Genomic DNA, 26,030 nt, shown 5'->3' on the forward strand with positions numbered 1-26,030 from the left:
AATATGCATGATACTATTTTATTAAGTAAGATTTCAGAGGAATTAAAAAACATATGTGCAGCCAATAATATTAATAAAGTTAAGACGTTTACTGTTATAGTAAGTTCTAGAAGTCATATACATTCTGACAATCTTTATGATCACCTTCAGCATACTTATGGGAATTTAGTTGGGGAATGGACAAAAATCAATGTAGAAAGGGAAGAGATACAAGATCAAATTGCTATTCTTAAAAGCATCCAAGGAGAACAAAGTGAAAATTAAGAGTCTAGCGTAGAGAAATATTATATCTAGAAGCACATATGCTACCTAGAATATGTTAAGACATTTAATTTGTTTATATAACAACCATATTATTATATATGCCCCTAGTGAAACATATTATATTTGTTTCACTAGGGGTATACATTCAAGGTATAAAATTTATTTAGACGTGTCGAAAAATAAATGGATAATTATTATTAAATACTATTGAATATTATAAAAGAATATGTTAAATTTAAATCATACAAAGGATATCAAAGTGATGAACAAAAGATAAATATTAAAAAGTTATAAAATATTGTGAGGATAAAATATGTTTAAAATAAATAATATCTTAATTATTCAAGGAGATGATGAAAATGGGAAATCTAATAAAGATTAATATGTATGCAGAACTCAAAAAGAAAAATGGAACAATACTAAATTTAAAGAAACTAGAAGCTAATATTACAAATTATAATAACTGGTTACAAATGAACAATAGAGAGGATAAAATAGAAACTTATGAAGAGTTTTTACAAGCTAAATAAATATTTTTAAAGGCAGATTAAATTTAAATGATTTAAGCTGCCTTTAATTATGTATTCTAATGATTAATATTTTGGAAAAACAAAATAAGGTCTCTTTACAATAGAATCCATGTTAAGTATAATTTTAATAAGAATATACGTTCGCACTAAAGCTTAGTAACATGAAAAATGTTTCTAAGAATGTAGCTTAGTTTATTTTATGAATTAAACTAAGCTGTAATTATTTATGCTTTAATATAATATTTAGTAATTTAGCAGAATAGGAGCTATACTTATGAATATAAATGAGTTAATCATATACAATAAAACAATTCCTAAAAGAGAAGCTGTTTATGTGGATTACCCAAATAACTTATCACAAGAATTATGTACTTATCTTTCTAAAAAGGGTATTGAAAAGTTATATTGCCATCAAGGGGAAATGTTTGAAAGAGCAGTAGAAGGAAATAATATTGTAATAACTACATCTACAGCCAGTGGAAAGACTTTAAGTTTTTTACTACCAGTTATTCAAGAAATTTTATCGAATCCTTTAGCAAGGGCAATTTTTATATATCCTACAAAAGCTCTTGCAAGTGATCAGTATCGTGCGATTTTGCCTTACTTAGAATATTTCGGGTCTAACAGGATTTCAGCAGGAGTTTATGATGGGGATACTCCTGTAAACGAACGAAGCAGAATTAGAAAAAATGCTAATATCATTTTAACTAATCCTGAAATGATAAATGCTGCATTTTTACCGAATCACAGTAAGTTTGGTTTTGATTTTATCTTTTCTAATTTAAAATATATTGTGATTGATGAACTTCATACTTATAGAGGTGCTTTTGGCTCACATCTTGCGAATGTATTTAGAAGACTTGGCAGGGTGTGCAGATATTATAATTCATCTCCTCAGTATTTATGCAGTTCAGCAACTATAGCAAATCCAGTTGAACTTGCAGAAGAAATATGCGGACATAAATTTCTTGAGGTTTGCATGGATGGTTCACCAGCTCCAAAGAAAAATTATAAGCTTGTGCAGCCACCAAAGATTATGGGGAATGATAAAAAATATTATGGACAGGTGCAATCAACTTCAGTAGCTGCTGATTTAATACCTGATTTAGTGGAAAATGATAATAGCTTTATTGCTTTTGCCAAATCAAGAAGAAATGTTGAGGTTGTATTAAAAGAAGCAAGAGATAAATTAGAGACGGAAAACTTTTTTGGAGCGTCTTTAAAAGATAAGATATCTGGATACAGAGGAGGATATACTCCACTTGAGCGTAAAGAAATTGAAAATAAAATGATTACTGGAGTTCTGCGAGGTTTAGTATCAACAAATGCTTTAGAGCTTGGAATAGATATTGGTAAAATTGATACAACTGTAATTGTTGGATATCCAGGAACTAGGGCATCTTTTTGGCAGCAGAGCGGAAGAGCAGGAAGAAGCGGAATTGAAAGTACAAATTATTTAATTTTTGATAACCTGCCTTTTGACCAGTATATAGCAATTAATCCAGACTGGCTTTTTGAAAGTGGAAGTGAAAATGCAGTAATTGATAAGAATAACCTTTTAATAGAACTTGCACATATACGTGCTGCAGCTGCTGAAATCCCATTAACTTTAGATGATATTTCAATTTTTCCAGATTTAGGTGAAACAATTCCTGTTTTAATCAGAGCAAGTGAATTAACAAATCAAAGTGGAAAGTTTGCATGGTGTGGTAATTCATTTCCAGCAGGGGATTTCAGCCTAAGAAATATCGATAAAGCAAGGTACAAACTTATAAATAAAGATAACAATAAAGAAATTACAGAAATGGATGAAATGCAGGCTTTTCGTGAAATTCATAATGGAGCAATTTATATGCATGATGGAGTTCAATATCAGGTTGTAAAGCTTGACTTAGAAAGTAGAACTGCTTTTGCTATTCCTTTTAATGGAAATTATTATACAATGCCAGGAGGCACTACAAATATAAGAATAATTCAAGGAAGCAAGGATATGGAATATGAACGTACTAAAGTGACTTTTGGAGATGTAAATGTTGATGAAATAGTTTATATGTATAAAAAGCTGCAATTTCACAATCATCAAAATTTAGGTTTTGAACAGTTAGAAAAACCATTATCAAAGGATTATGATACAGAAAGCACTTGGATAAGGATTCCTGACAATGTTGTTACAGTATATAGAAGGCTCCTTCAGGAAAGTCAAAATGGAGGCTTTATAAGAAATAATCATTTTGAAGGTGTATGTTATGCAATTAAAAATGCAGCAATGATGGCAACTATGACAGAACAGGAAGACATAGGTGTTGTAATGTCTAACAATGCAATTGAAATAAGTCAAAATTATGATAGCGAAGTTTATATGTTTATTTATGATAAATACGTAGGTGGTCTTGGCTATTCTGAAAAAGTATTTGACTTAACTGCAAATATTATTGAAAATGCAATCAAGATGTTAGGGGGATGTACATGTGATGATGGCTGCGCTGCATGTATTGGAGATTATCAATTAAATAAAGCTATGGTTCTATGGGGGCTTAAGAATTTATTAGAGGAAATAGAGGCACCAAAGGATATTAAGTTAGCACAATATGCTCCAGCAACATTTATTAAGAAAGCATTTAAGTTTAATGAATTACAGGAAAAATGGAAAGAATTCTGTGAGTATATGCAGGAGAATGGAGATGCTTTTGCAAAATTTTTAAGTACAATTCCTAAGGTTGAAATAGATAATAGTACTTTAATTTTAGTTTTAAATAATGCATTTTATAGAGAATGGGTAATGGAAGAAAGTAATAAAAAGAGCATAATAAATATTATTTCTTTCCATACAGATGCTCCAATGGGAATTGAATTAAGTGTCAGACTTGAAGAGATAGATGAAGATAGAAAAAATGTAAAAAGTAAATTACAAAGAAGATATGAAGATCTTACAGAATAGGAGAATAACATGCATTATGAAAAAGAGCTAGAAAGATTAAATGAATATCAAAGAGAAGCAGTACTTGATGAAAGTGATGCATGTGTTGTAAATGCAAATGTTGGAAGTGGAAAAACAACAGTTTTGATTTCAAAAATCGTGTATCTTCATTATGCAAAAAATATCAGTTATAAAGATATGATTGTATTAACTTTTACTAATAAAGCTGCAAATGAAATTAAAGAAAGATTAATGGTTTCTGATGAGAGTATAAAATCAGAGGAATTAGAGGGGTTTGGAACATTTCATAGTGTGGCCCTTAATTTACTTAAAGAAGTATTGCCAATTGAAAAAATAAGATATGAAAAAGACTTCTTAGTAATAGAGCCAGATGAGGAATTAGACATTGCCTTGCAGATAATTCAAGAAGAAAAGCTCAAAATTAAATATAAGAACCGTTTAAAAAAGAGACTTGAGCAAGCTATGGTTATTGAGAAAGAGGAAGAAAAGATTTCTCCTTATGATGATGATATATTTAAGCTTATAGAGCTACTAAAGGAAGAAAAGATAAAACAAAATAAGATGTCTTTTTCAGATATATTGCAAAATGCAAATTTATTATTAGGTGAGCATAAAATAGAACCTAAGTGGATTATTATTGATGAGGTTCAAGACAGCGATAAAATACAGCTTGATTTTATTGATAAGTTAAAAGGTGAAAATACTAAGTTATTTGCAGTTGGTGATCCAAATCAGGTTATTTACACCTGGCGTGGAAGTTCTTTAAATGTGGTTTATACATTAAAGCATAAATATAATGCAAAGGAGCTTTCCCTTCCAATAAATTATCGTTCAAGTAATGCTATTTTAGAAGCAGCAAGGTGCTTTCAGCAAAATGGAAGCCGCTTAATGGGTGCTAGAGAAACTGAAAATAAAATCATAGTTAAAAATCATTATAATCCTTTTAATGAAGCATGTTATTTGGTAGATAAGATCAAGGAAATACATAAATCAGGTGTGCCTTATAAGGAGATTGCAATTTTTTATAGACTACAAAACCAGTCTCAGGTCTTTGAAGATGTGTTTTTAAAAAATGATATTCCTTTTGAAGTATCAATGAAGAAAACCATAAGTGACAGTCCAGTGTTAAATTGGATGATCAAATTATTTCGTTTTTGCGTAAATCCTAATGATTTTTCCTCTGCAATTTATGTTCTTAGCAATAAAGAATATGGAGAGAAAATGACAGAAAAGACTGCAAGAAAGATAGTTAAAGAGCAGAACATAATTAAATCAGAAATACTAGAAAAGATGCATGAATTTTTAAATAAATGTTCTGAAATTAAGATGGCAGAAAAGATTTATAATTATTTTGAATTTGATAAGTATATAAAGCCAACTTCAGCTACATATATAGATGATAAAGAAGCTATAAATGCGTTGCTTGATATAATCATAGAATATGTGAAAGAAAAACAAATGCCATTTTTAGATGGACTTAGAGAGTTTATAAATTCATCAGCTTTATATGGAGTAAATATTTTAAAGAAGGATATAAATAGCGATATAGACGCTGTTAAGCTTATGACTTTACATGCATCTAAAGGTCTAGAGTTTTCTTATGTGTTTATTACAGGAGTTAATTATGGGTTAATTCCACTTCATACAAGAGATATGGAGGAAGAAGAGGAACAAAGATTATTTTTTGTTGGAATCACTAGAGCAAAAGATTATCTAGAACTTTCTTATTATACAAATCCAGATTATCATAAGGCAGCGCCTGGAGAAAGTAGATATATTCATATGATTCCAGAGAAATTAATCCAAAATGATAAGGTTAAAAATAATAATGTAAATCTTCAAGAACTTAAAAAACAAATTCAAGAGGCAAAGGCTCAAGGAATTAAAGAAGAAGCTTCGGTTACTGAAAAAGTGGAATTACCAGTAGTTGAAGAAATAAATGAAATATCAATTAAAAAGGTAAGCCACAAGAAATACGGAACGGGAAAAGTCCTAAAGGAAGATGATATGATGATTGAAGTAGAATTTGAGAATTATGGAGTGAAAGAATTTATAAAAGCGTTTAGTGAATTGGAATTTGTGTAAATTAAATCTTATTTAATTTAGTAATACATAGTATATAAATTTTATGTATTAGACAAAGCAAATATTAACCACTTACATATATTTAAGTTTAATACTAAGATTAATATCATAAACTTTAAATATTATAAGTTATAACTATAAATACCTAATATTTTATCGTAATTTTAGAAATTGTTTATCTAAATTAAATTTATTTGTACAATAACATTAATTAAATAAATTTAAAGGTGGCTTAATGTTATGGATACAATTGATTTAAAAATTATTGATGTATTAAAAGAAAATGGTAGAGCATCTGCTTCAGAAATAAGTAAAAAAGTAAATCTATCTATTCCTGCTGTAGCGGAAAGAATAAGAAAGATGGAGGAAGCAGATATAATTGAAAAATACACTATAAAAGTTAATAGAGATAAAATTAATTTTAAGCTTTTAGCGTTTGTCTTTGTTAACATTGATAAGACAGAAAATATAGATGGATTTAGAAAAGACATTGTTAAATACAATTCTGTATTAGAGTGTCATCATGTTGCTGGTGAGTATGATTATTTATTAAAAATCCTTGTAGAAGATACCAAGTCACTTGAGTATTTTATATCAAATATGTTGAAAAATATAAAAGGTGTAATTAAATCAAATACAATAATAGCTCTTTCTTCATTAAAAGAAGACATTAATGTTTAAGAGGTAGTAAAGTGATTTTTAAAGGTTTTAAATTTGGCATGTTATTACAATTTGCAATTGGACCTGTTTGCTTATTTATATTTCAAATGGCATCATTAAATGGCTTTTATATTGGGGAAATAGGTGTATTAGGTGTTGCTTTAGTTGATGGCTTTTTTATTGTTGTTGCTGTCCTTGGTATAGCTTTAATAATTGATAGAAAGAACGTAAAGATAGGTTTAAAAATGTTTGGTTCCATAATTTTGCTTATTTTTGGTCTTAATACTATATTAAATCAATTTAATATTGAATTTATACCAAGCTTAAATATACATGATATTTTGATTTCTACTGACGCATTTACTAGTGCAATTATAATTACTTCATCGAATCCGTTAACAATAATTTTCTGGGCGGGTATATTTTCAACAAAAGTTACAGAAGAAAATATAAAAAAGCAGGATATTTACTCTTTTGGCTTTGGAGCATTCTTATCTACAATATTTTTTTTATCACTAATTAATTTAATAGGAAGCTTCACTAAAATATTCTTATCAACTAATGGAATACAACTATTAAATATAATTATAGGACTTCTATTAATATGTTTTGCCATTAAAATGATTTTGAAAAATGTGTAAGGCACACAATCAAAAAATAACGAGTCCATTTGCCAGTCTATTTTCCACCATGCTGCGACGGCAAATTGACCTAATAAGCCCGCTATGAGGTCAATTTGCCTCCTTGCCTGATGAAAAATATCCATTGCAACTTTGGAATTGTTATTAATTTTCATGTGCCTAAAGTAATTTTATTAATTTGTGATGTATTTATGAATAATGTTGCTAAAGGCAGCAGATAACATAAATTTAGTTTTGCCATATTATTGTCACAAATCTCAAGTATTATATAAATATAAAGTAGTTAAACATTATTTATTCTCCTATTAAATAAATGTTAATCAGTATTCAGAATGGTCTATACACCCTAGTAGATCATTCTTTTTTATTTATGAAATAAAATATATATTGGTTTTTAGGATTTTCTATATTTGCAATAGGTGAACAAAGCAGTGATAAGCATTATTATCCAAGTCAAGAAAGTACAGCAGTTATAAGAAATTGGTATAGTTAGAAATCGTAAATTATTACGCATAATTTTCATTTTAGCCGTAAAAATTAAAAAACATATTGACTTAGTGTTAACTCTAAGTTGTAAAATTAGTATGTCATTTAAGAAAAAAACATATATGTGTCATAATAAAGGTTATTAAAAGATAAAGGTATTTAAAAATTATTATAATTTAGACATAGTATGTTTTGCCTACAATTAGGCAAGGAATTGACTTTACTGAAAATGCAACATGGAATTAAGTAATTATTCGTCAAACAAAAGAAAGTAATGTGGTAGATAATATTTAAAACTTTAGCTGTGGTGTATTAATATTTATACGCTGCAGCTTTTGCTTTTTAAGAGATATAGTAAGCAAATAGCATTATTTATAATATGGATTAGCTCCATATTGTTTTTGAATAGTTAATTTTGAGGAAGAGCTTTTTTATAATGTAATGCTTGGAATCATTTTGTAATATGATTAGGAGGTGTATCATTTGCAAGTGGGATATTTATTCAAAGAATGAAGTTTGCATATAGATTGTATAGTGCAAATTGAAGTTTAGTTAGGAGGATTTTTCAAAAGATGAATAAGAAAGGAATTTTAATTGTAACACTGGCGTTATTGCTATCAAATGCAATGGCAGGTTTAGATGGGACAATTGTTAACACTGCTTTGCCAGCAATTATAAGTGATTTACATGGAATTCAATACATGGGATGGATAGTAGCAGTTTTTTTATTAGGAATGGCAGTGGTAACTCCACTTTGGAGTAAATTAGGGGAGCGTATCGGAAACAAAAGATCATATCAAATAGCCACATTATTATTTGCAGCTGGTTCAATATTTCAAGCCTTATCGAGTAATATTATTCTTTTCTTGATTGCAAGAACTATTATGGGAATAGGTGCAGGTGGAATGAATACTATCCCGTTTATTATTTATGCAGATTTGTATACGAATTTGAGGAAGAGGTCAAAGGTTATTGGATATGCTACAGCAAGCTTTAGTGCAGCAGCAATTATTGGACCGTTAATTGGTGGTTGGATAGTAGATACTTTTAGCTGGCATTGGGTATTTTATATTAATGTCCCAATTGCGTTAATCTCAATACTAAGTGTTCAAATTTTCTTTAAAGAGCCTAAACGAATTTCTATAGGTGAAAAAATTGATTATTTAGGTGCTGGTATTATGATAATTAGTTTAGTAACACTATTAACGGGAATTCAAATTATAGAAACAGCTTCATTAAGCTTAGTTAGTATATTGATTATAGTTGGTTTAATTTTATTGATAGTACTGTTTAAAGTTGAAGAAAAGGCAGCTGATCCTATAATTCCTAATAGATTGTTTAAAAATGGTCCGTTAGTAGTTGATTTCATATTATTCGCTCTTTTATGGGGAGCATTCGTTGCTTTTAATATTTACATACCAATGTGGGCACAAGGGTTGATAGGTTTGAGTGCTTTAATTGGAGGTGCGACTCAGATTCCAGGTTCTATTACAAACTTTGCTGGTGCAGTAGTTGGATCATCCATGCAATCACGATTAGGAAAATATCGTATTGTTGCTTTAGGAACTTTAGCTTTTATAATTTCATTTAGTATAATGGTATTAGCTGGAGTAAATATACCATTATGGCTATTATTGGTATCAGGGGCATTTGAAGGTTTTGGTTTAGGTTTGAGTTTTAATATTTTGCAAATTAGTGTACAACAAGATGCGGAGAAGCGAGATATTCCAATTGCAACTTCATTTGCGTACCTTTTACGTATTTTAAGCCAAACATTTATGTCGTCAATATATGGCGTAATTTTGAATAATGCTCTAAATAAAGGTGTTGCTGAAACTCAAGGAAAGATTACAATTGATATGTTAAATAAATTAAGTGACTCTCAAAGTGTAGGCGATTTACCTAAAAACTTATTACCGCTTATGAGACAAGTTATGTATAGTGGTTTACACAATATTATGCTAATTGCACTAGTTTTATTAAGCATAGCGTTGATTTTCAATGTAGGGATGCAATTAAAAATTAGAAGAGGAAAAACTGTTCGGTAGAGTAATCAATGTAATTTAATTTAACTCGTTGTGCTAGTAAATTGAATTAGCACAACGAGTTAATTAATATTTAATGTAATAATTAGATATGCAGATAAGTTTAATAATTCTCTGAGAATACTTCAAAGTATGATTGTGGATGTGCACAAGCAGGACATGAAATTGGTGCTTCAGTTCCTTCATAGATATATCCGCAATTAATACATTTCCAAAGGGTCACTTCATCTTTTTTGAATACTTTTCCTTCTTCAATATTCTTAGCGAGCTTTTTGTATCTAATCTCATGACGTTCTTCTACTTCAAGTATTTTTCTATAAACTGCTGCAACTTCTGGATACCCTTCCTTCTCTGCTATTTCTGCAAAGGATGGATAAAGTTCTGTCCATTCTTCATTTTCACCAGCAGCAGCTGCAAGCAAGTTCTTATGAGTTTCATCATGGAATGAAACTGGGTAAGACGCTTGTATTTCTATTGGCTCGTCCACAAAATCATTTTTAAGAAATTTATAAAATCTTTTAGCATGTTCTTTTTCTTGCTCTGCAGTTTCCATAAATATATTTGATATTTGAACAAAACCCTCTTTCTTAGCAATACTTGAATAATAAGTATATCTGGTTCTTGCCTGACATTCTCCTGCAAATGACTTCATTAAATTTTCAGCTGTTTGACTTCCTTTTAAACTCTTCATTTTCATTCCTCCTAATATATTATTATTTATATATTTTAATTATATCATTGCTTCATAAAAATCCTACATAAATTCCTCTACAAACTTTTCTCCATCAATTGGAATCCATTTTCTATCAACCATTATATTCTCACTTTTTAATACTGGATGCAGATCATGAAATGTAGGTTTTCCTTCTTCTTTATATAAAATTCCTAGTGGAATGCCATCATCTCCAAACTCCATAGCTTTAATAATGGCTGCACCTTTATCATTAGGATTATAATTTTCGTCTAAATAATAAACTCTGTCTTTATACCATTTAAAGGTATTAACCTTATTAAAGCTAACACAAGGCTGCATTATATCAATTAAGGCATAACCTTTGTGATTAATTGCTGCTTCTATCATACTCTTTAAATGTTCCTTGTCTCCAGAAAAACTTCTAGCAACAAAGGTTGCACCAATCGTTATGGCTAAAGCTAAAGGATTTAGTGGTTCAGAAATCACACCATCGAATTGCATGGAAGTTTTCTGTCCTCTTGCTGTTGTTGGTGATCCTTGACCTTTTGTAAGTCCATAAATTTGATTATCATGCACTAATTGAACAATATCTAAGTTTCTTCTTATATTATGAATAAAATGATTTCCACCTTCACCATAAGCATCTCCATCTCCTGAAGTAACTATTACGTTAAGCTTGGGATTTACCATTTTTATTGCTTGAGCAGGTGGAAGCGCTCTTCCATGCAATCCATTAAATCCATTTGCTCTTATATAATGAGGAGTTTTTGCAGCCTGACCTATACCAGATACCATCATAAGTTTTTCTGGTTTAATATTTAGCTCTGATACGGCCTCTTTTATTCCTTGTAGTATAGAAAAGTTGCCGCAACCTGGGCACCAAGTATTATCATCTTTACTATCATATAATTTCAACTCTATCATAAATTACACCTCCTTATATAATCTTGTAACTATCTCATTTGAAGTTATCTGAGAACCACTGTATTTTAAAATACTGTCATCCATTAAAATTCCTGTTTCCTGGGTTATAAGTTTTCCTAGCTGTCCTGTAAAGTTTTGTTCTACATTGATTATTTTCTTTGCTATAGCACTATACTTTCTTAAAAGTTTTTCGGGTAATGGGTATATATCACCAAAAGAAATTCCTCCTACTTTTAAACCTAAACTATTTAAAGTTTCAGTTGATTCTTTTATTGCTCCGTAAGTAGATCCCCATCCAACTAAAAGTATGTCTATATCTTCTTCTCCAATGTATTCTGGTTCTTGTATGTCCTCTTTTAGATACTTATCTAATTTTCTCATTCTCTTTTCCATTTGAGTATTTCTTATTTCAGCATCTTCTGTTATATGAGCATACTCAGTATGTTCATCACTATCAATCAAAACTACTTGTCCATCAATTTTTCCAGGAATTAATCGTGGTGAAATTCCGGATTCGGTCACCTTATATCTCTTATACTCTTCATCAATTCCATTTCCATCGCTTATATGCCTTTCGATCTTAAGTTCTTCAAGAGAAAATTTTGGAACAGTAATTTTAGAATCTGCAAGATATTGATCTGTTAATATTATTACTAGAGTTTGATACTTATCAGCTAAATTTAATGCCCTAAAAGTTTGATAGAAGGCATCTTCAGCATTCCTAACACTCAAAACTATTCTCGGAAACTCTCCTTGCGAGGCAGCTAATAAGAAACCTAAGTCACTTTGCTCCGTCCTAGTTGGTAGTCCGGTAGCAGGACCAGGTCTTTGTGAATCGATAACAACTAAAGGTGTTTCTGTTATTCCAGCCAAACCAAAAGCTTCAACCATTAACGAAACTCCTCCACCGGATGAACCAGTCATAGCTCTAGCTCCAGCATAGGATGCTCCAATTGCCATGTTTATAGCGCTGATTTCATCTTCTGCTTGTTCTACAATTATGCCAGCCTCCAATGATTTCTTAGAAAGATATGTCATTACACTAGTAGCTGGAGTCATTGGGTAAGCTGAATAAAATGACACCCCGCCAACTAGAGCACCTAGCCCTATAGCATCATTACCGTTTATAATAAGATGTTTTGATAGATCTTTTCCTGTAAATGTGAACTTTTCATCAATTAAATCATTACCTCTTTTAAAGGCCTCTATATTCTTATCTCTTATAATATCCGGAAGTTTTTTTGCTATAAATTCATCAAATTGGCCTTTTATGCCAAAATACTTTAATATCGCTCCTGCTGCAACAAAAGTAAATGACTTTGGTAAGCCTATATCTTTTGCAATTTTCAGTAATGAAAAGTTTTTTAGTCTGCTATCCTCATCTTGAATAGATTCATCAGCAATTACTATTCCATCACTATTTAGATTATTTCTATGAATTTCTATTGTATCCTTATCTAATGCAAGTATTAGATCCAATTTTTCAATATGAGAATAAATTGGTTCATCTCCAAATCTAATTTGTGTAAAATTGTGCCCTCCTCTTACTCTAGACATATAATCTTTATTGGAAAAAACATAAAAGCCAGATTTCTTTAGAGCTTTTTCAATGAAATCACTCACTGTATCCATTCCTTGTCCAGCGCTTCCTCCAATTAATAAGTTACATTTCATTGCAACCACCTCTCTTATAAAATAATTTTAGGCAATCCATCTCTTACCTTATTATCTAATAATATACTTTATTTTGCATTTTGTAAATATTAATTATTAATTAGTTTACATTATTTATTAATAGTATATATAATTTAAATCTGTTTATACTATAATAAAAGTTTATTTTTACTTGATTGCATTTATCAATAGTATTTATTTTTAAACTCTATATAATTAAAATAAAAAGATTAATGAAGAAGTGAAAGGCGTGAATTAACTTAACCTTATCTATTTTTAAAGAGAGAATTAAATGTGTTTGTTGGTTCTATTAAAGATATAGATTTTACATTTCCAAAGTCTAAAGATTATGTATATATTTGCAAAATATAATTTGATAAATCATTATGTAGGGTATATAATTTAAGTAGACAATAATAATTATTATTTAAAAATAAGTAAATATAGAGTATAAAATTAAATTTATATAATTTAAATATTTTTTATTAAGGAGATGTTGATATGTTAAGCGAAAAATTACTTAATAGTCTTAATGAACAAGTTAATTTTGAATTATACTCAGCATACACTTACCTGGCAATGGCAGCTTATTGTGAATCTATTGATTTAATTGGATGTGCTAATTTTTTCAAAGTTCAAAGTAAAGAAGAATTAGATCATGCGATGAAATTCTATAACTACATATTCCAAAAAAATGGTGTAGTAGAATTAGAACAGATTGAAAAACCGCATACAAATTTTGATAACGTATCGCATGTTTTTGAAATGGCTTATATTCACGAACAATTGGTTACAAGAAAAATATATAATATTGCTGATATAGCAGAAGAAGAGAAAGAACATGCAACTAAGAGTTTACTTAAATGGTTTATTGATGAACAAGTTGAAGAAGAAAATAATCTGAATAATATTATAAAGAAACTTAAGAGATCTGAGAACAATCCAGCAGCATTATATATGTTAGATGATGAACTTGCAGCAAGAGTATACGTGCCACTTACAACTACTAATGTATAAATAAATTAACTAAAAAGTATCTATAGAAATATAGGTACTTTTTGTTATATAATTATTTCTATATGAATTTAGCCAATCTAGTTCTTCAAAGAAAACAAAGAAGAGTTCTATAGGAAATGCAAGTGTAATGAAGATTAATAGATGAAAATTATATTACAAAAATTATAATAAAAAATAAGACTGAAATAAGATTTCAAAACTAAATCTTATTTCAGTCTTTTAAGTTTATGCTACATCAAATTTAGTAACTTGTCTTTGAATAAATGGTAAAGTTCAGCCTGGCAAATAGCTTTGTAGTAGAACTTCTTGTCAGACTATTTTTTTGGTTATTTCCAAATATCAAGAATCATTGTTGCTGCACAATATACAAGTAACAACGCCATGATTACATTTAAGATTTTACCATAGTTATTAAAGAAGCTTTCAAAAGCAGCACCAAACATAGCCCAGCAGCAGGTGCCAGCAAAACCAATTACAGCAAGAATCAAGACAAAAACGGCAATGATAGGTAGATTCTGATAATATGGCAAGACAAAAGAAGACATGGCAGTGATTCCGTATAAAATAACTTTTACATTTACAAATTGAAGGATCATGCCTGAAGTTACTGTATTTGTTAATGACAGACCTTTCTTTCCATCATGAGGCTTATCACGCCAAATTGTCCAGGCAAGCCAAAGTATGTAGGCTGCTCCAATGCAAAGCATCACGGGCTTTACAGATGGGATGAAACCATATAGGGCTTTAGAAAATGTAGCACAACAAGACATGACGATTAAAAATCCATACAAAACTCCCATGTTAAATGGAAATGATTTTTTAAAACCGTATTTACTTGCATTTGTCATTGACATTATATTGTTAGGACCAGGTGTCAAAGCTGTTAGAAAAACATATGAAAAGAATGCAGCAAAGTTCATAATTAATTATTTACCTCCTTAATTTCGTATGATATAATGAACACAAAAAACAGTATATCATACATTGTTTAGTATATTGTACAACTTGTCCAATATACTGTCAATGGTTTGGAGGTAAAAATATTGGATAATATAAATTCTATTGTTGCTGATAATCTAAAGCGGTTACGAGAGCAAAGAAGGATGAGTCTTGATTCAGTTTCAAAATTATCAGGAGTAAGTAAAAGTATGCTTGGGCAAATTGAGAGGGGAGATGTCAATCCTACGATTTCTACAGTCTGGAAGATTGCTATGGGGTTAAAAATTTCTTTCACTGAACTAGTGAGCAGGCCAGAAGCAGAATACGAGGTGATTCCTATGGAATCTATTCAACCTTTACTTGAGGATAATGGACATTATCGTAACCATCCCATATTTTTATTTGATGGGAGCCGTAGATTTGAAATACTATATATTGAACTTGATGAAGGAAGTCATTTGGATGCTGAGGCGCACCCTGAGGGAACCCAAGAGTTTATCACTGTGTTTTCTGGAAGCCTGAGTGTGGAAGTTAATGACAAAGTCCTATCTGTTGAAGGTAGTGGTTCTATACGTTTTAAAGCAGATAGACCGCATAAATATAAAAATTCGGGCAATGAGCTTTGTCGCTTGAGCATGGTAATTTATTATCCGGAATAATTATAATAGACTATAGAATGTAAATGACTTAAATTTGTGTCAATGCATTAGGAATAAAAGGTGAACTGATTAAGTTATTGCTTTGTAGCTCTAAATGAAATCAATATTGAGATGGTAAAGTCATTATACCATCTCAATGCAGCTATATCGGAAGCTTTAATAATTTTATATTTCTCATAACTAATTATGAAGCGACTTGTTTAATTTACTTTGACTATTCGTTTTTTCAAATATATTATTGTATTTAGTATAGAGACTGGAGTGATATTAATGGATATTAGACATTTTAAAACATTTAAAAGCATTATTGAAGAAGGAAATTTTACAAATGCTGCAGCAAAATTAGGTTATACACAATCTACTGTTACATCACAAATTCAGCAGTTAGAGCAGGAGTTATCAATAAAGCTATTTGAAAAAATTGGACGCAATATGATATTAACCCCACTTGGAAAAGAGCTGATACCACATGCGGATGAATTACTTAATACAGTAAAAAAGATTGAAAATATCGGCAAATATAATAATAATATAACAGGAGAACTAAAAATCGCTGTTGCAGAATCATTGATGTCTTATAAGTTACAAGATGTTTTACGTTTATTTAAAGAAAAAGCCCCTAATGTAAAACTTTCTATAATGGCCATGAATTGCTACTCAATAAAAAATATTATATTGGATGGAAATGTGGATCTTGGCTTAATGTATGATGTAGGTGCTCAAAATAATAATTTGCTTTCAGTAAAACTTTCTAATTTTAGTCTAGCTTTGGTATGTTCTCCAGCATTTTTAGAAGAAAATATAGATTTTTGTAAACAAAATCAAAAAGTTAGGACAAGTCTTGTAATTAATGAAGTTGAATCTATTTATAGACAAATAATTGAGAATTATTTTTTTAGTAATAATATATTTCTAGATAATACAATTGAGCTTTGGAGCATAGAAGCAATAAAAAAATCTGTAATTAATAATTTAGGAGTCTCATTTTTACCGCGATTTACGGTAGAAGAAGAGCTAAAAAGTGGAAAGTTAAAAGAGATAAAGATAGGTTGCTCAGATGATAAAATTACAGCAATATATGCTCACCATAAGAATAAATGGATCAGTCCTGCAATGTCATTATTTATCCAATTAGTAAGAGAAAATTTTAAGGTTGAAAAATAATTTCAACCTATGTTTTATATGATGTTAAAAGATTGTCTAAAAATTATAATTTATTATGTAGTTATAATTTTTTTTTGAGGTGAATTTAATCTTAAAACAATAAATGAAGCAAGTAAGCAGAATAAACCACCTGAAATAAAAGTAATAATGTAATTACCAGTTAGTGTATATAATGTCCCGCCATAAATTGTTGCTACTGCTGATCCTAGTTGGTGAATAGCCATTATCCACCCAAATACCATATTACCATTTTCCTTAAATATATCGTTACATAGGCGTACAGTTGGTGGTACAGTTGCCACCCAATCTAAACCATAGAATATTACAAAAATATCAATACCTAGATGACTTGATCCAATAACAAACGGAAGAAGTATTAAGGAAAAACCACGTAAACTATAATACCAAAATAATAACCATCTATTATCAAAGCGGTCTGATAACAATCCTGAAAGAGTGGTTCCGAAAATATCAAAAATACCCATTACTGATAATAATCCAGCGGCATAAACTTCGGTACTTCCACAATCCATGCAGGCAGGTATAAAATGAGTTCCTATTAATCCATTTGTAGAGGCACCACAAACGAAAAAACTAATTGACAATAACCAAAACTCTTTAGAATGGATACTTGTTCTTAAACTATGAAAAACTAATTTAAACGGATTATCTCCAGTTTCTACATGGTTAGAAACTTCCTTAGGCGGATCTTGCTTTAAGGATTCCATATTATTTGGTTTGTCACGCATAAATATAAATATTAATATACAAGTGAGTAGAGCAGCACAAGAGATAATGTATATTAGAAATTTCCATGAGTGATTTTCTAATAATTTTGCAAATAAAGGTAAGAATACAAGCTGACCAGCAGAGCCGCTAGCACCAAAAATTCCAATTACCAAGCCTTTGTGTTTTGAAAACCATCTATGAGCAATAACTGATCCTAAAACTTGAGTGGTTAAACCCGATCCAATTCCGATAATTATTCCCCAAAGTATTGTCAGGTGCACTGGCGTTTGCATCCAAGAAGATAGATAAGTACCCAAAAACAATAATATTAGTGAAATAATCATTACACGTTTAGCACCATAAATGTTAGTTAAAGCAACAGAAAATGGGCCAAGTAGACCATATAATGCAAGATTAATTGCTAATGCAAAACTAATAAATGCTCTATTCCATCCGAAATATTGCTCAAATGGTATTATAAGTAATCCTGAAGTTGAACGAATTCCAGAAGATATTAACAAAGTAAAAAAAGTTACTAGCATTATAACCCAGCTGTAGTGAAAGTTTAGTTTATTAAATTTTAATTTAGTTTGAATATACCTGATCATTGTAACCCCCAATAATATAATTTAAATATGCTTCTTAATAGCATTAGAATTAGTATATTATCGGTATTAACATTTGTAAAATTGAAATAATCAAAGTAATAGTTCATAAAAAATGAACTATTGAGGTGAATAGAATTTATCCTATATACATTTTAAAATATAATAATACATTTATAAAAATGAAATGTATTATTGAAAATATCAATTATACAAATAAACTTATATTTGCTAGTATTATGATAATTAATATGTTTTTTATAGAGGAGGAAATGATATCATGGAAAAACCAAAAGTATTTATTGCAATGAAAATACCTAAAGAAGTAGAAGCATATATCGGTGAATACTGTGAATATGAAATATGGCAGGCTGACAGAGATATAACTAAAGATGAATTAAAGCATAAACTTTTTGATAAAGATGGAGTGTTGCTTATGGGTATTAAAATCGATGAGGATTTGCTTAAATATGCTCCAAGGTTAAAGGTCGTAAGTAATTTTACAGTTGGATATAATAACTTTGATATAGAAATAATGAAGAAAAGAAAGGTCATTGGTACTAATGTACCAAATGTAATGAATAACAGTGTTGCAGACTTAGTTTTTGGATTAATTTTATCTGTTTCACGTAAAATAACTCAATTAGATAAATATGTAAAAAATAATAAGTGGAAAAATAGCATTGATAAAAATTTTTATGGGATAGATGTTCATCAGTCAACTTTGGGAATTATAGGTATGGGAAGAATTGGAGAGGTTGTTGCTAAAAGAGCAAAATTTGGATTTGATATGAATGTTTTATATCATAACAGGAATAGACGCATGGATTTGGAAGAGACATTAGGAGTAGAATATTCAGATTTTAAAGATATTTTAAAGAAGTCTGATTTTATTGTGCTCTTAACTCCATTAACAGAAGAAACTTATCATTTAATAGATTTTGAAGAATTTAAATTGATGAAAAATACTGCTGTTTTTATAAATGTATCAAGAGGACAAACCGTAAATGAAACAGCACTTATAGATGCTCTTAAAAGTAATAAAATATTTGGAGCAGGGTTAGATGTATATGAAAAAGAACCCATCAGTTTGGATAATGAATTAATTAACATGCCTAATGTAGTGACACTTCCACACATTGGAACTGCTACTCAAAAAACTCAGTTTGATATGGCTATGGTTGCTGCTAAGAATCTTGTTGAAGCCGTATGTGGAAAATCACCTGAGAATGTTGTGAAAGAATTAAGAGATCTTTAACAATTAGACAAAGAACTAAAGGAGAAGAATATGAATGGTGATATTATACAAAAAAGAACTATAAAGAATTGGGATATTCGTTTATTATGTATTGCTCTTATACTTATTTTAATAGGAAGTATTGGTGCTTACTTTATTCAGACTGATGGGAATAAAATTGATGTTATTGGAATTAAGATACCTACTGAAAATGGCCAGTGGGTTAAAGCTGATTTATTTAAACCTAAAATAGCAACAGCTAGTAATCCGGCTCCTATGGTAGTTATAATACCTGGGTTCTCACGAACTAAAGAAACTCAAATAAGTAATTCACTTGAACTAGCTCGTCGAGGAATAGTTACACTTGCAATTGACCCCTATAATCAAGGTGATTCAAGTACCACTTTAAGTGAAGACAGTGTTAGAGAAGAGGGATATGGTGCTATACCAATAATAAAATATATTACAGAAACTAATGTGTTTAATTATGTTGATAAAGAAAGAATTGGTGTAACTGGGCATTCAGCAGGTGGAAATGCTGCTTTGCAGGTGGCAGCTTACTTTGGTGAAGAAGCAAATAGAGATAAAAAACCAAGTAAAATATCTTCTGCTTTTATTGTTGGCTATGATCTTAGTTTAACTAATAAGACGTTAAAGAATATAGATTCTAATCTAGGATTAAGCTACGGTTATTATGATGAAGGCTCATACAGAAATCAAAATCATAATGCTCACATGAAGAATTCACCAGAGGCATTAGAAATGGTTAATAGTATTTTTAGTGAATCAGATAAAATTTCATCAGTTGAAACTGGTAAAATGTATGGTGATTCAGATAATAAAACATTAAGAGTGGTTTATAATGAAAAAATAGATCATATATTTCAGCCATACGATACTTCAGATGTTTCTGATATGCTAAAGTTTTTTACAACTAGCTTTCATATAAATAATACGCTTATGCCTACAAATCAAATATGGTTTATAAAAGAGATATTTAGCCTTATAGCACTTGTTGGTGCATTTTTGTTTATTGTTCCATTTGCAGGTATATTGCTGCGTACAAAAATATTCAGTTCACTTGTAGAGAATATTCCTAAACCAATTTTATATAACAAGAAAGAGAAGATAATTTTTGCAGGTACATTTATTGCTGCTATTTTAATTGCGTTTATTTCATATAATTCAATTCCCAAAATATCATATCTTCTGTTTAGAAATGCTAGTAAAGGAATAAATACTTTGTGGTTTCCAGAAGAAGCTAATAATACTATTCTACTTTGGACTCTATTCAACGGAATTGTTGGATTAATTATCTTTGCTTTTACATATAAACTTCATTGGAAGAAAAATGAAATATGGAATATAAAAATAGATTTAAAGAAATTAGTAAAAACTATTGTATTAGCTATATGTATATTTAGTACATTTTACGGATTAGTAGAAATAACTTATAAATTTTTTCATACGGATTTTAGATTTGTATTAATAGCTGTAAGACCACTTAATACTACTATTTTATTAGTTTCACTTATGTATTTGCCATTTTTCATTATCTTTTTCCTTTATAATTCAATCCGCGTAAACTATGCCAGTCGCTTTGGTGGACAAAAAGAGTGGATAAGTATACTTATATGTGCTTTGGAAAATTGTTTAGGATTACTTATGCTTTTGATTATTCAGTATGTACATCTTGCAGTTACTGGAAAAGTATTTTGGACTACAAATTGGTTGTTTGTAGGTCAACTTTTTGGTTTTATACCATTAATGTTTATTATTCCGTATTTCAACCGTCATTTCTTTAGAAAAACAGGAAATCCGTATCTTGGGGCAATGGTAACTTGCCTAATATTAGTTATGGTTATGCTTAATAATAGTATTATTCATGTACCACTCTAAGTTGTATGATAAGAACATTTTAAGACTTTATTACAAAATCTGTATCTACAGATAAATCTGGATTAGCTTCAGAGGGACTTAATATGATTGAAAATATTGTCATTGTATTAGAAAGAGGTGTTTACTCTTAATAGCAGAGTTTCAACTGACTATAAAATTATTACAGGATGTGATTAAATATTATGAAAACAATTGAAAAAATGATTCAACAAAAAGCTTATGAACTTGGATATGAAAAGTGTGGTATTATTCCTATTAGCTTAATGAAGGGATATGTTGAAAAATTTGAGGAGCGTATGGAAAAAATTCCTCAATCAAGACCTTTTTACGAAATGCAACATCGTTTAATTGATATATTTGAAATATATCCATGGGCAAAGTCGGTTGTAGTAGTTACGGCTGTATATGGTAAATATAAGATCCCGGAAAAATTGAAGGGAAATATTGCTAAGGCTTATTTGGTTGATACACGTGTAGATAAAAATACAAAAGAATATCAGAATAACCGTGAATTGGATAAATATATGAAAGAGCTTGGTTTAAAAGTAGAAACTGACCAGAAATTTGGAGTGGTTGGAATGCGCTGGGCAGCTAAGGAAGCTGGAATTGGAATAATTAGAAGAAATAATTTTTTATATACTGAATCGGGTTCGTGGGTTCATTTAGACGCTTGGGTTACAGATCAAGAAATGGAATTAAAGGAAACTAATAATGTTCCAGAGTGCCCTAAAGGATGCAGGCGTTGCATTGAGAGCTGCCCAACTAAATCTCTTTCTGAACCATATACAATGCTGCCTAATACTTGCATTTCATTTCTAACTACATTTGGAGGCCGTAATCTTCATCAGGAACCATTAAGAAAAACTTTCGGAAATTGCATTTATGGATGTGATATTTGTCAAGATGCATGTCCTATGAATAAAGGAAAGTGGAAAGAATCTGAGGAATTTTTGGGTCTTGAAGAATTAGCTTCTCAATTGACTCCTGAAAATATTTTGAGTATGGAAGAAAGTTTTTATCGTGAGAATGTTCAACCTAAATTTTTCTATCTTTCACCAGATGAACTTTGGAAATGGAAGGTTAACGCACTGAATTATATGAGTAATAACTATAAGGAAGAGTATAAACCTTATATTATAAATGCTTGTAACAGTGAATATGAAAAAGTTCGCGAAATAGCATTGCTTATTTGTAAAGAACTAAAGAGGGGACTATAAAAAAGCTTTATTCCATCTCCCATCTTACTCATTATTTCAAGAGTGTTTAGACCTTGATGAGAGAGTAATTCGTATAAAGTTTGATAAAGAAAGTTTTGAAAATGATAACGGAGAAATTCAAGAAGAAATTTGCAATAGGATAATACAATATGATCAGGTTTAGTATATATCTTGGTTATTTAATATTTAATTAATCTAAAAAAATATCTATGTATATAGAGACTAAAACCAGGGTTAGAATACGTGTACAAAAATATCCTGAATTTAAGGATTGAGTATACGAACATGTCATCATGAGATGATAAAAGCTACGGCGAGTAATTTTATTAATTTAAATTGCAGATGTGTAAATTATATAATTAAGATATTAGTAATATCAGATTGAAGGACTTTATAATAAAATTAATTGTCCGCGCAGACGATTTGGGATTAACAGATGGAGTGAATAACGGTATATTCTAATTAATTAAAGATGAAATTGTTACAAGCACAGGCTATTTTATACATTTGAATGAATTATAATAATAGATAAATCATATACCTTGTTTTCAGATCGTATTTTTCATTACTAGGATATAGTGGCAGCATTAAGAAATAGATTTATGATAAGCACTGTAGACATTTTAGTGAAGAATATTATATGAAAGACTATGGGTCACAAACGCTAGTTGTTAATATTAATAAGGCCGCCAAGCTGTTATTAAAATGGGAATGAGTAAAGATAATCTAGCGTTTCAAGTAAATGCACGTGATGGTTTTGCAATTATGATACCTGCTGATACATGATATAATATTATAAATACTGGTAATAAGCCGCTTAAAGTATACTCTATATATGCACCACCCCAGTATCATCATGGAGTAGTTCATGTGACTAAACAAGTTTTAGTAAAAATCATAGGTAATTACTATAGTCTACCTGTATGTGAATTTATGGCATGGGGTAGGCTTTTTTTATGGCAGGTATTTATTCCATGTGCTTTTAATCCGGATGCTATTTTACTATAGTTTGATTTTTTAAAGTTACATTTTTCATGTTTCAATTGTTATAAGTGAAAGGTAATGTTACATAGAGGAATGAATTATATTAACGTAAGGGGGGGACGTATAATACACTCTATCACTAAAGATAAGTTATGAGGTAAGAACATGTATATTCATCATGGATTATGAATAAAAGAAATTTGTGTTACTATACGAAACTTAGAAGGAGTATTATAATAATTATAGAATAATAATTACAAGATAATGATTATCTGCAGAAGCTTAATATTATATATTAAATTAAAGAATAGTATACAGTTACTTATCGCTAAAATTAAAGGAGGGAACTTATGAAAAAGAAATTAGGGATTACAATTATTCTATTAAGCATGGCAATAACCTGGATAACATGGTTATTTATTGAACCAACAAGAGAAATTTCAGCCATGACTGGATATTCACAATTATTAGCATCATTTGCTTTAATTGCATTTGCATTTATTAATTTTATTTCTACTAGACACAAGATTTTGGATAATTTATTTGATGGTTTAGATAGATCATATATTTATCATAGATATTTAAGTATATCCGCACTTCTTTTAGCTATTTTTCATAATATTACAATGGATATTGGAAAAAGAGCTGAAAGAGCATCAGGCATAAAAGGAGTAAAAGATCCTTATGCTATGTTTGGAACTTTTAGTATGTATTTATTTATAGCTCTTATAATTATAGCCATCGTTGCAAAAAAACTAAATTATGAAAGATGGAAGACTATTCACAAATTCATGATTATCCCATATGCATTTGGAATTTATCATTATTATGGAAGTGCAACTTATGCTGTATTTTCAATCAGACCATATGCTATATGGATGGACATTATAAATTTAATAGGATTAATATCTGTAGCTTATAGTACATTCTTTTATGAAAAACTTTCCTTTAAATACAAATATAAAGTACAGAAGTTAGAGAGTGTAGCTAATGGAACTCTAGAGATAACAGGAACTGCACTTGGAAATGATATGGAATTTAAGCCTGGTCAATTTGCTTTCTTAAAGATATTAGATAAGGATAATAAGTTTTTATCTCATCCATTTACCATAAGTCAGGCACCAAAAAAAGGATATATACAGTTCACAATTAAAGCGCTGGGAGACGATACTAAAGCATTATATGATAATCTTAAAGTAGGAAGTGAATTTTCAGTATCAGGACCACACGGTAAGTTTGATTATAGAACTGGAGCAAAAAATCAAATATGGATTGCAGGAGGAATAGGTGTAACACCGTTTAGGAGCTTTGCTCAGTCTAATATAGATAAGAATTTTTCAATAGACTTTTTCTATGCATATAATAATGAAGCAGAGGGAGCTTATACAGATGAATTGCAGGCTTTAAGTAAGGATAACTTAAGAATACATCTATGTAACTCAAAGGAAAAAGGATTTTTATCAGTAAAAGAGATAAGTAATTTTGTAAATATAAAAGATGACATAGAGGTATATTTTTGTGGACCCAAACCAATGCGAGAGAATTTAAAAAAGCAATTTAAAGATAGTAATTTTAATATTTCAAATTTTAACTATGAACATTTTCAATTTAAATAATAGCAAATAAAGCGATGTAGTTAATACATCGCTTTATTTGTTGTAAGATAAATAGACTCTGGTAATCTTTTGATTGTGCCTTAGTATAAGTACTATAAAAATTTCATAATACTATTTTGTAACAGTAATTTAGTTCTTGAATAATATAACTATATAGATTGTTGTATATTTAGTTGTGTTAAAAGTAAATTAAGTAACTAAGTCATATTGACAATGCATCGATGATGTTCTATATTGAGTATATAGACATATATCTATATAGGAAAGGTATGAATGAAGATGGATTATGAAGAAAATGCAAAAATTTTCAAAGCACTATGCGATCCAAGCAGATTGAAAATAATTGATATATTATCCTGTGGTGAAAGATGTGCATGTGATATTCTAGAATATTTTGATTTTACTCAACCAACCCTTTCGCATCACATGAAAGTATTAAGTGAATGTGGTCTTGTAGAAGTTAGAAAAGAAGGGCTTTGGAATTATTACAGCTTAAATATTAATAATTGTAATAAGCTAACATTGTTTATGATGAATCTTGTGACAGAGACGAAAGATTGCATTTGTAAGAATAAATCAAATTGTACTTGTAAATAAGAATTAAATTATATTTATAATATAAAGGAGTTAATGAAAATGAAAAAAATGATAATATTTGATCCAGCAATGTGTTGTTCAACAGGTGTTTGTGGACCATCTGTAGATAAAGAATTATTGAGAGTTGCAACTGTCTTAAATACCTTAAAAAACAAAGGAATAGTAATTGAGAGATATAATTTAACTAATAATCCACAGATATTTGTAACTAATAAAGTAATAAATAAAATTTTAAATACTAAGGGAGTCGAAGCTTTACCTATAATTATGGTTGATGGAGTTGTAGTTAAAGAGGGCAAGTATCCGACTAATGAGGAATTCTGTAGTTTGCTTGGCATACCTTCAGATACTTTAAAGCTTACTATAAAGAAAGCTAGCATAAAGAAATCAACAAAAAGTTGTGGATGTAAGGATGGATGTTGCTAG

Annotated in this window: 22 protein-coding genes and 1 pseudogene; 18 read left to right on the forward strand and 5 right to left on the reverse strand. The window is 29.6% G+C overall.

The genetic code is table 11. The features are described 5' to 3' along the window. Nucleotides 1–3 precede the first annotated feature (3 nt). The 7 genes from CDLVIII_RS10120 to CDLVIII_RS10145 all read left to right on the forward strand — a co-directional run bounded on the left by CDLVIII_RS10120 (nucleotide 4) and on the right by CDLVIII_RS10145 (nucleotide 9,652). Complete coding sequence (locus CDLVIII_RS10120; protein WP_009169357.1) at nucleotides 4–264, forward strand: hypothetical protein; 261 nt, start codon at nucleotides 4–6, stop codon at nucleotides 262–264. A 359-nt stretch (nucleotides 265–623) separates the two neighbouring features. After that, complete coding sequence (locus tag CDLVIII_RS31185; RefSeq protein ID WP_009169358.1) at nucleotides 624–794, forward strand: hypothetical protein; 171 nt, start codon at nucleotides 624–626, stop codon at nucleotides 792–794. Between the two features lie 274 nt (nucleotides 795–1,068). Next, entirely contained in the window at nucleotides 1,069–3,732 is a 2,664-nt protein-coding gene (locus CDLVIII_RS10125) for a DEAD/DEAH box helicase (RefSeq protein WP_009169359.1), read from the forward strand. Nucleotides 3,733–3,741: 9 nt separating this feature from the next. Continuing rightward, entirely contained in the window at nucleotides 3,742–5,817 is a 2,076-nt protein-coding gene (locus CDLVIII_RS10130; RefSeq protein WP_009169360.1) for an ATP-dependent helicase, read from the forward strand. 240 nt (nucleotides 5,818–6,057) lie between these two features. Further along, nucleotides 6,058–6,498 carry an Lrp/AsnC family transcriptional regulator gene (locus CDLVIII_RS10135; protein WP_009169361.1) on the forward strand — a complete coding sequence of 147 codons (441 nt, stop codon included), beginning with the start codon at nucleotides 6,058–6,060 and terminating at the stop codon, nucleotides 6,496–6,498. A gap of 11 nt (nucleotides 6,499–6,509) precedes the next feature. Continuing rightward, entirely contained in the window at nucleotides 6,510–7,118 is a 609-nt protein-coding gene (locus CDLVIII_RS10140; protein WP_009169362.1) for a LysE family transporter, read from the forward strand. A gap of 1,058 nt (nucleotides 7,119–8,176) precedes the next feature. Beyond that, nucleotides 8,177–9,652, forward strand: coding sequence for an MFS transporter (locus CDLVIII_RS10145; RefSeq protein ID WP_009169363.1), 1,476 nt, complete (start codon nucleotides 8,177–8,179; stop codon nucleotides 9,650–9,652). Between the two features lie 100 nt (nucleotides 9,653–9,752). On the opposite strand, the gene rbr is transcribed toward CDLVIII_RS10145, so the two are convergent. The 3 genes from rbr to CDLVIII_RS10160 all read right to left on the reverse strand — a co-directional run bounded on the left by rbr (nucleotide 9,753) and on the right by CDLVIII_RS10160 (nucleotide 12,941). Beyond that, nucleotides 9,753–10,340: a rubrerythrin gene (gene rbr / locus CDLVIII_RS10150; protein WP_009169364.1), complete on the reverse strand. Its 588-nt coding sequence runs from the start codon at nucleotides 10,338–10,340 to the stop codon at nucleotides 9,753–9,755. A gap of 63 nt (nucleotides 10,341–10,403) precedes the next feature. Then, the gene (locus CDLVIII_RS10155) at nucleotides 10,404–11,267 is read right to left on the reverse strand and encodes a thiamine pyrophosphate-dependent enzyme (protein ID WP_009169365.1); all 864 of its coding nucleotides are present in this window, start codon (nucleotides 11,265–11,267) and stop codon (nucleotides 10,404–10,406) included. Nucleotides 11,268–11,270: 3 nt separating this feature from the next. Beyond that, nucleotides 11,271–12,941 carry a 2-oxoacid:acceptor oxidoreductase subunit alpha gene (locus tag CDLVIII_RS10160; RefSeq protein ID WP_009169366.1) on the reverse strand — a complete coding sequence of 557 codons (1,671 nt, stop codon included), beginning with the start codon at nucleotides 12,939–12,941 and terminating at the stop codon, nucleotides 11,271–11,273. A gap of 501 nt (nucleotides 12,942–13,442) precedes the next feature. On the opposite strand from CDLVIII_RS10160, the gene CDLVIII_RS10165 reads away from it, so the two are divergent. Next, nucleotides 13,443–13,958, forward strand: coding sequence for a ferritin (locus CDLVIII_RS10165; RefSeq protein ID WP_009169367.1), 516 nt, complete (start codon nucleotides 13,443–13,445; stop codon nucleotides 13,956–13,958). A 326-nt stretch (nucleotides 13,959–14,284) separates the two neighbouring features. On the opposite strand, the gene CDLVIII_RS10170 is transcribed toward CDLVIII_RS10165, so the two are convergent. Beyond that, a complete protein-coding gene (locus CDLVIII_RS10170; RefSeq protein ID WP_009169368.1) occupies nucleotides 14,285–14,878 on the reverse strand; it encodes a LysE family transporter in 594 nt (197 codons plus the stop codon). A gap of 123 nt (nucleotides 14,879–15,001) precedes the next feature. Here CDLVIII_RS10170 and CDLVIII_RS10175 point away from each other — a divergent pair, with 123 nt between their 5' ends. Next, the gene (locus CDLVIII_RS10175) at nucleotides 15,002–15,556 is read left to right on the forward strand and encodes an XRE family transcriptional regulator (RefSeq protein WP_009169369.1); all 555 of its coding nucleotides are present in this window, start codon (nucleotides 15,002–15,004) and stop codon (nucleotides 15,554–15,556) included. Between the two features lie 270 nt (nucleotides 15,557–15,826). Further along, complete coding sequence (locus CDLVIII_RS10180) at nucleotides 15,827–16,720, forward strand: LysR family transcriptional regulator (protein WP_009169370.1); 894 nt, start codon at nucleotides 15,827–15,829, stop codon at nucleotides 16,718–16,720. A 53-nt stretch (nucleotides 16,721–16,773) separates the two neighbouring features. On the opposite strand, the gene CDLVIII_RS10185 is transcribed toward CDLVIII_RS10180, so the two are convergent. Continuing rightward, the gene (locus CDLVIII_RS10185; RefSeq protein WP_009169371.1) at nucleotides 16,774–18,057 is read right to left on the reverse strand and encodes an MFS transporter; all 1,284 of its coding nucleotides are present in this window, start codon (nucleotides 18,055–18,057) and stop codon (nucleotides 16,774–16,776) included. Nucleotides 18,058–18,334: 277 nt separating this feature from the next. Between CDLVIII_RS10185 and CDLVIII_RS10190 the strand changes: the two genes are divergently transcribed. The 8 genes and pseudogenes from CDLVIII_RS10190 to arsD all read left to right on the forward strand — a co-directional run bounded on the left by CDLVIII_RS10190 (nucleotide 18,335) and on the right by arsD (nucleotide 26,030). Continuing rightward, the gene (locus tag CDLVIII_RS10190) at nucleotides 18,335–19,312 is read left to right on the forward strand and encodes a D-glycerate dehydrogenase (RefSeq protein WP_009169372.1); all 978 of its coding nucleotides are present in this window, start codon (nucleotides 18,335–18,337) and stop codon (nucleotides 19,310–19,312) included. Between the two features lie 30 nt (nucleotides 19,313–19,342). Further along, entirely contained in the window at nucleotides 19,343–21,190 is a 1,848-nt protein-coding gene (locus tag CDLVIII_RS10195; protein ID WP_009169373.1) for an alpha/beta fold hydrolase, read from the forward strand. Nucleotides 21,191–21,372: 182 nt separating this feature from the next. Continuing rightward, nucleotides 21,373–22,407 (forward strand): epoxyqueuosine reductase, encoded by a 1,035-nt coding sequence (locus tag CDLVIII_RS10200; protein WP_009169374.1) that lies wholly within the window; start codon nucleotides 21,373–21,375, stop codon nucleotides 22,405–22,407. Nucleotides 22,408–23,097: 690 nt separating this feature from the next. Next, nucleotides 23,098–23,286, forward strand: a pseudogene (locus CDLVIII_RS29795) (cupin domain-containing protein); the annotation flags it as partial. Continuing rightward, a complete protein-coding gene (locus CDLVIII_RS31190; RefSeq protein ID WP_186005616.1) occupies nucleotides 23,278–23,415 on the forward strand; it encodes a hypothetical protein in 138 nt (45 codons plus the stop codon). The pseudogene CDLVIII_RS29795 and the gene CDLVIII_RS31190, both read left to right, overlap by 9 nt. Before the next feature lie 326 nt (nucleotides 23,416–23,741). After that, the gene (locus CDLVIII_RS10205) at nucleotides 23,742–25,007 is read left to right on the forward strand and encodes a ferric reductase-like transmembrane domain-containing protein (RefSeq protein WP_009169375.1); all 1,266 of its coding nucleotides are present in this window, start codon (nucleotides 23,742–23,744) and stop codon (nucleotides 25,005–25,007) included. A gap of 273 nt (nucleotides 25,008–25,280) precedes the next feature. Next, complete coding sequence (locus tag CDLVIII_RS10210) at nucleotides 25,281–25,604, forward strand: metalloregulator ArsR/SmtB family transcription factor (RefSeq protein ID WP_009169376.1); 324 nt, start codon at nucleotides 25,281–25,283, stop codon at nucleotides 25,602–25,604. A 39-nt stretch (nucleotides 25,605–25,643) separates the two neighbouring features. Next, nucleotides 25,644–26,030 (forward strand): arsenite efflux transporter metallochaperone ArsD, encoded by a 387-nt coding sequence (arsD, locus tag CDLVIII_RS10215; protein WP_009169377.1) that lies wholly within the window; start codon nucleotides 25,644–25,646, stop codon nucleotides 26,028–26,030.

Source organism: Clostridium sp. DL-VIII (genome assembly GCF_000230835.1).
In the GTDB taxonomy this organism is placed as follows: Bacteria; Bacillota; Clostridia; order Clostridiales; family Clostridiaceae; genus Clostridium.

Excerpts from the sequence above, each read along its gene's own strand:
- CDLVIII_RS10120 (WP_009169357.1), top strand. The coding sequence starts at position 4 with ATGCATGATACTATTTTATTAAGTAAGATTTCAGAGGAATTAAAAAAC.
- CDLVIII_RS31185 (WP_009169358.1), top strand. The coding sequence starts at position 624 with ATGGGAAATCTAATAAAGATTAATATGTATGCAGAACTCAAAAAGAAA.
- CDLVIII_RS10125 (WP_009169359.1), top strand. The coding sequence starts at position 1,069 with ATGAATATAAATGAGTTAATCATATACAATAAAACAATTCCTAAAAGA.
- CDLVIII_RS10130 (WP_009169360.1), top strand. The coding sequence starts at position 3,742 with ATGCATTATGAAAAAGAGCTAGAAAGATTAAATGAATATCAAAGAGAA.
- CDLVIII_RS10135 (WP_009169361.1), top strand. The coding sequence starts at position 6,058 with ATGGATACAATTGATTTAAAAATTATTGATGTATTAAAAGAAAATGGT.
- CDLVIII_RS10145 (WP_009169363.1), top strand. The coding sequence starts at position 8,177 with ATGAATAAGAAAGGAATTTTAATTGTAACACTGGCGTTATTGCTATCA.
- rbr (WP_009169364.1), bottom strand. The coding sequence starts at position 10,340 with ATGAAGAGTTTAAAAGGAAGTCAAACAGCTGAAAATTTAATGAAGTCA.
- CDLVIII_RS10155 (WP_009169365.1), bottom strand. The coding sequence starts at position 11,267 with ATGATAGAGTTGAAATTATATGATAGTAAAGATGATAATACTTGGTGC.
- CDLVIII_RS10160 (WP_009169366.1), bottom strand. The coding sequence starts at position 12,941 with ATGAAATGTAACTTATTAATTGGAGGAAGCGCTGGACAAGGAATGGAT.
- CDLVIII_RS10165 (WP_009169367.1), top strand. The coding sequence starts at position 13,443 with ATGTTAAGCGAAAAATTACTTAATAGTCTTAATGAACAAGTTAATTTT.
- CDLVIII_RS10170 (WP_009169368.1), bottom strand. The coding sequence starts at position 14,878 with ATGAACTTTGCTGCATTCTTTTCATATGTTTTTCTAACAGCTTTGACA.
- CDLVIII_RS10180 (WP_009169370.1), top strand. The coding sequence starts at position 15,827 with ATGGATATTAGACATTTTAAAACATTTAAAAGCATTATTGAAGAAGGA.
- CDLVIII_RS10185 (WP_009169371.1), bottom strand. The coding sequence starts at position 18,057 with ATGATCAGGTATATTCAAACTAAATTAAAATTTAATAAACTAAACTTT.
- CDLVIII_RS10190 (WP_009169372.1), top strand. The coding sequence starts at position 18,335 with ATGGAAAAACCAAAAGTATTTATTGCAATGAAAATACCTAAAGAAGTA.
- CDLVIII_RS10195 (WP_009169373.1), top strand. The coding sequence starts at position 19,343 with ATGAATGGTGATATTATACAAAAAAGAACTATAAAGAATTGGGATATT.
- CDLVIII_RS10200 (WP_009169374.1), top strand. The coding sequence starts at position 21,373 with ATGAAAACAATTGAAAAAATGATTCAACAAAAAGCTTATGAACTTGGA.
- CDLVIII_RS10205 (WP_009169375.1), top strand. The coding sequence starts at position 23,742 with ATGAAAAAGAAATTAGGGATTACAATTATTCTATTAAGCATGGCAATA.
- CDLVIII_RS10210 (WP_009169376.1), top strand. The coding sequence starts at position 25,281 with ATGAAGATGGATTATGAAGAAAATGCAAAAATTTTCAAAGCACTATGC.
- arsD (WP_009169377.1), top strand. The coding sequence starts at position 25,644 with ATGAAAAAAATGATAATATTTGATCCAGCAATGTGTTGTTCAACAGGT.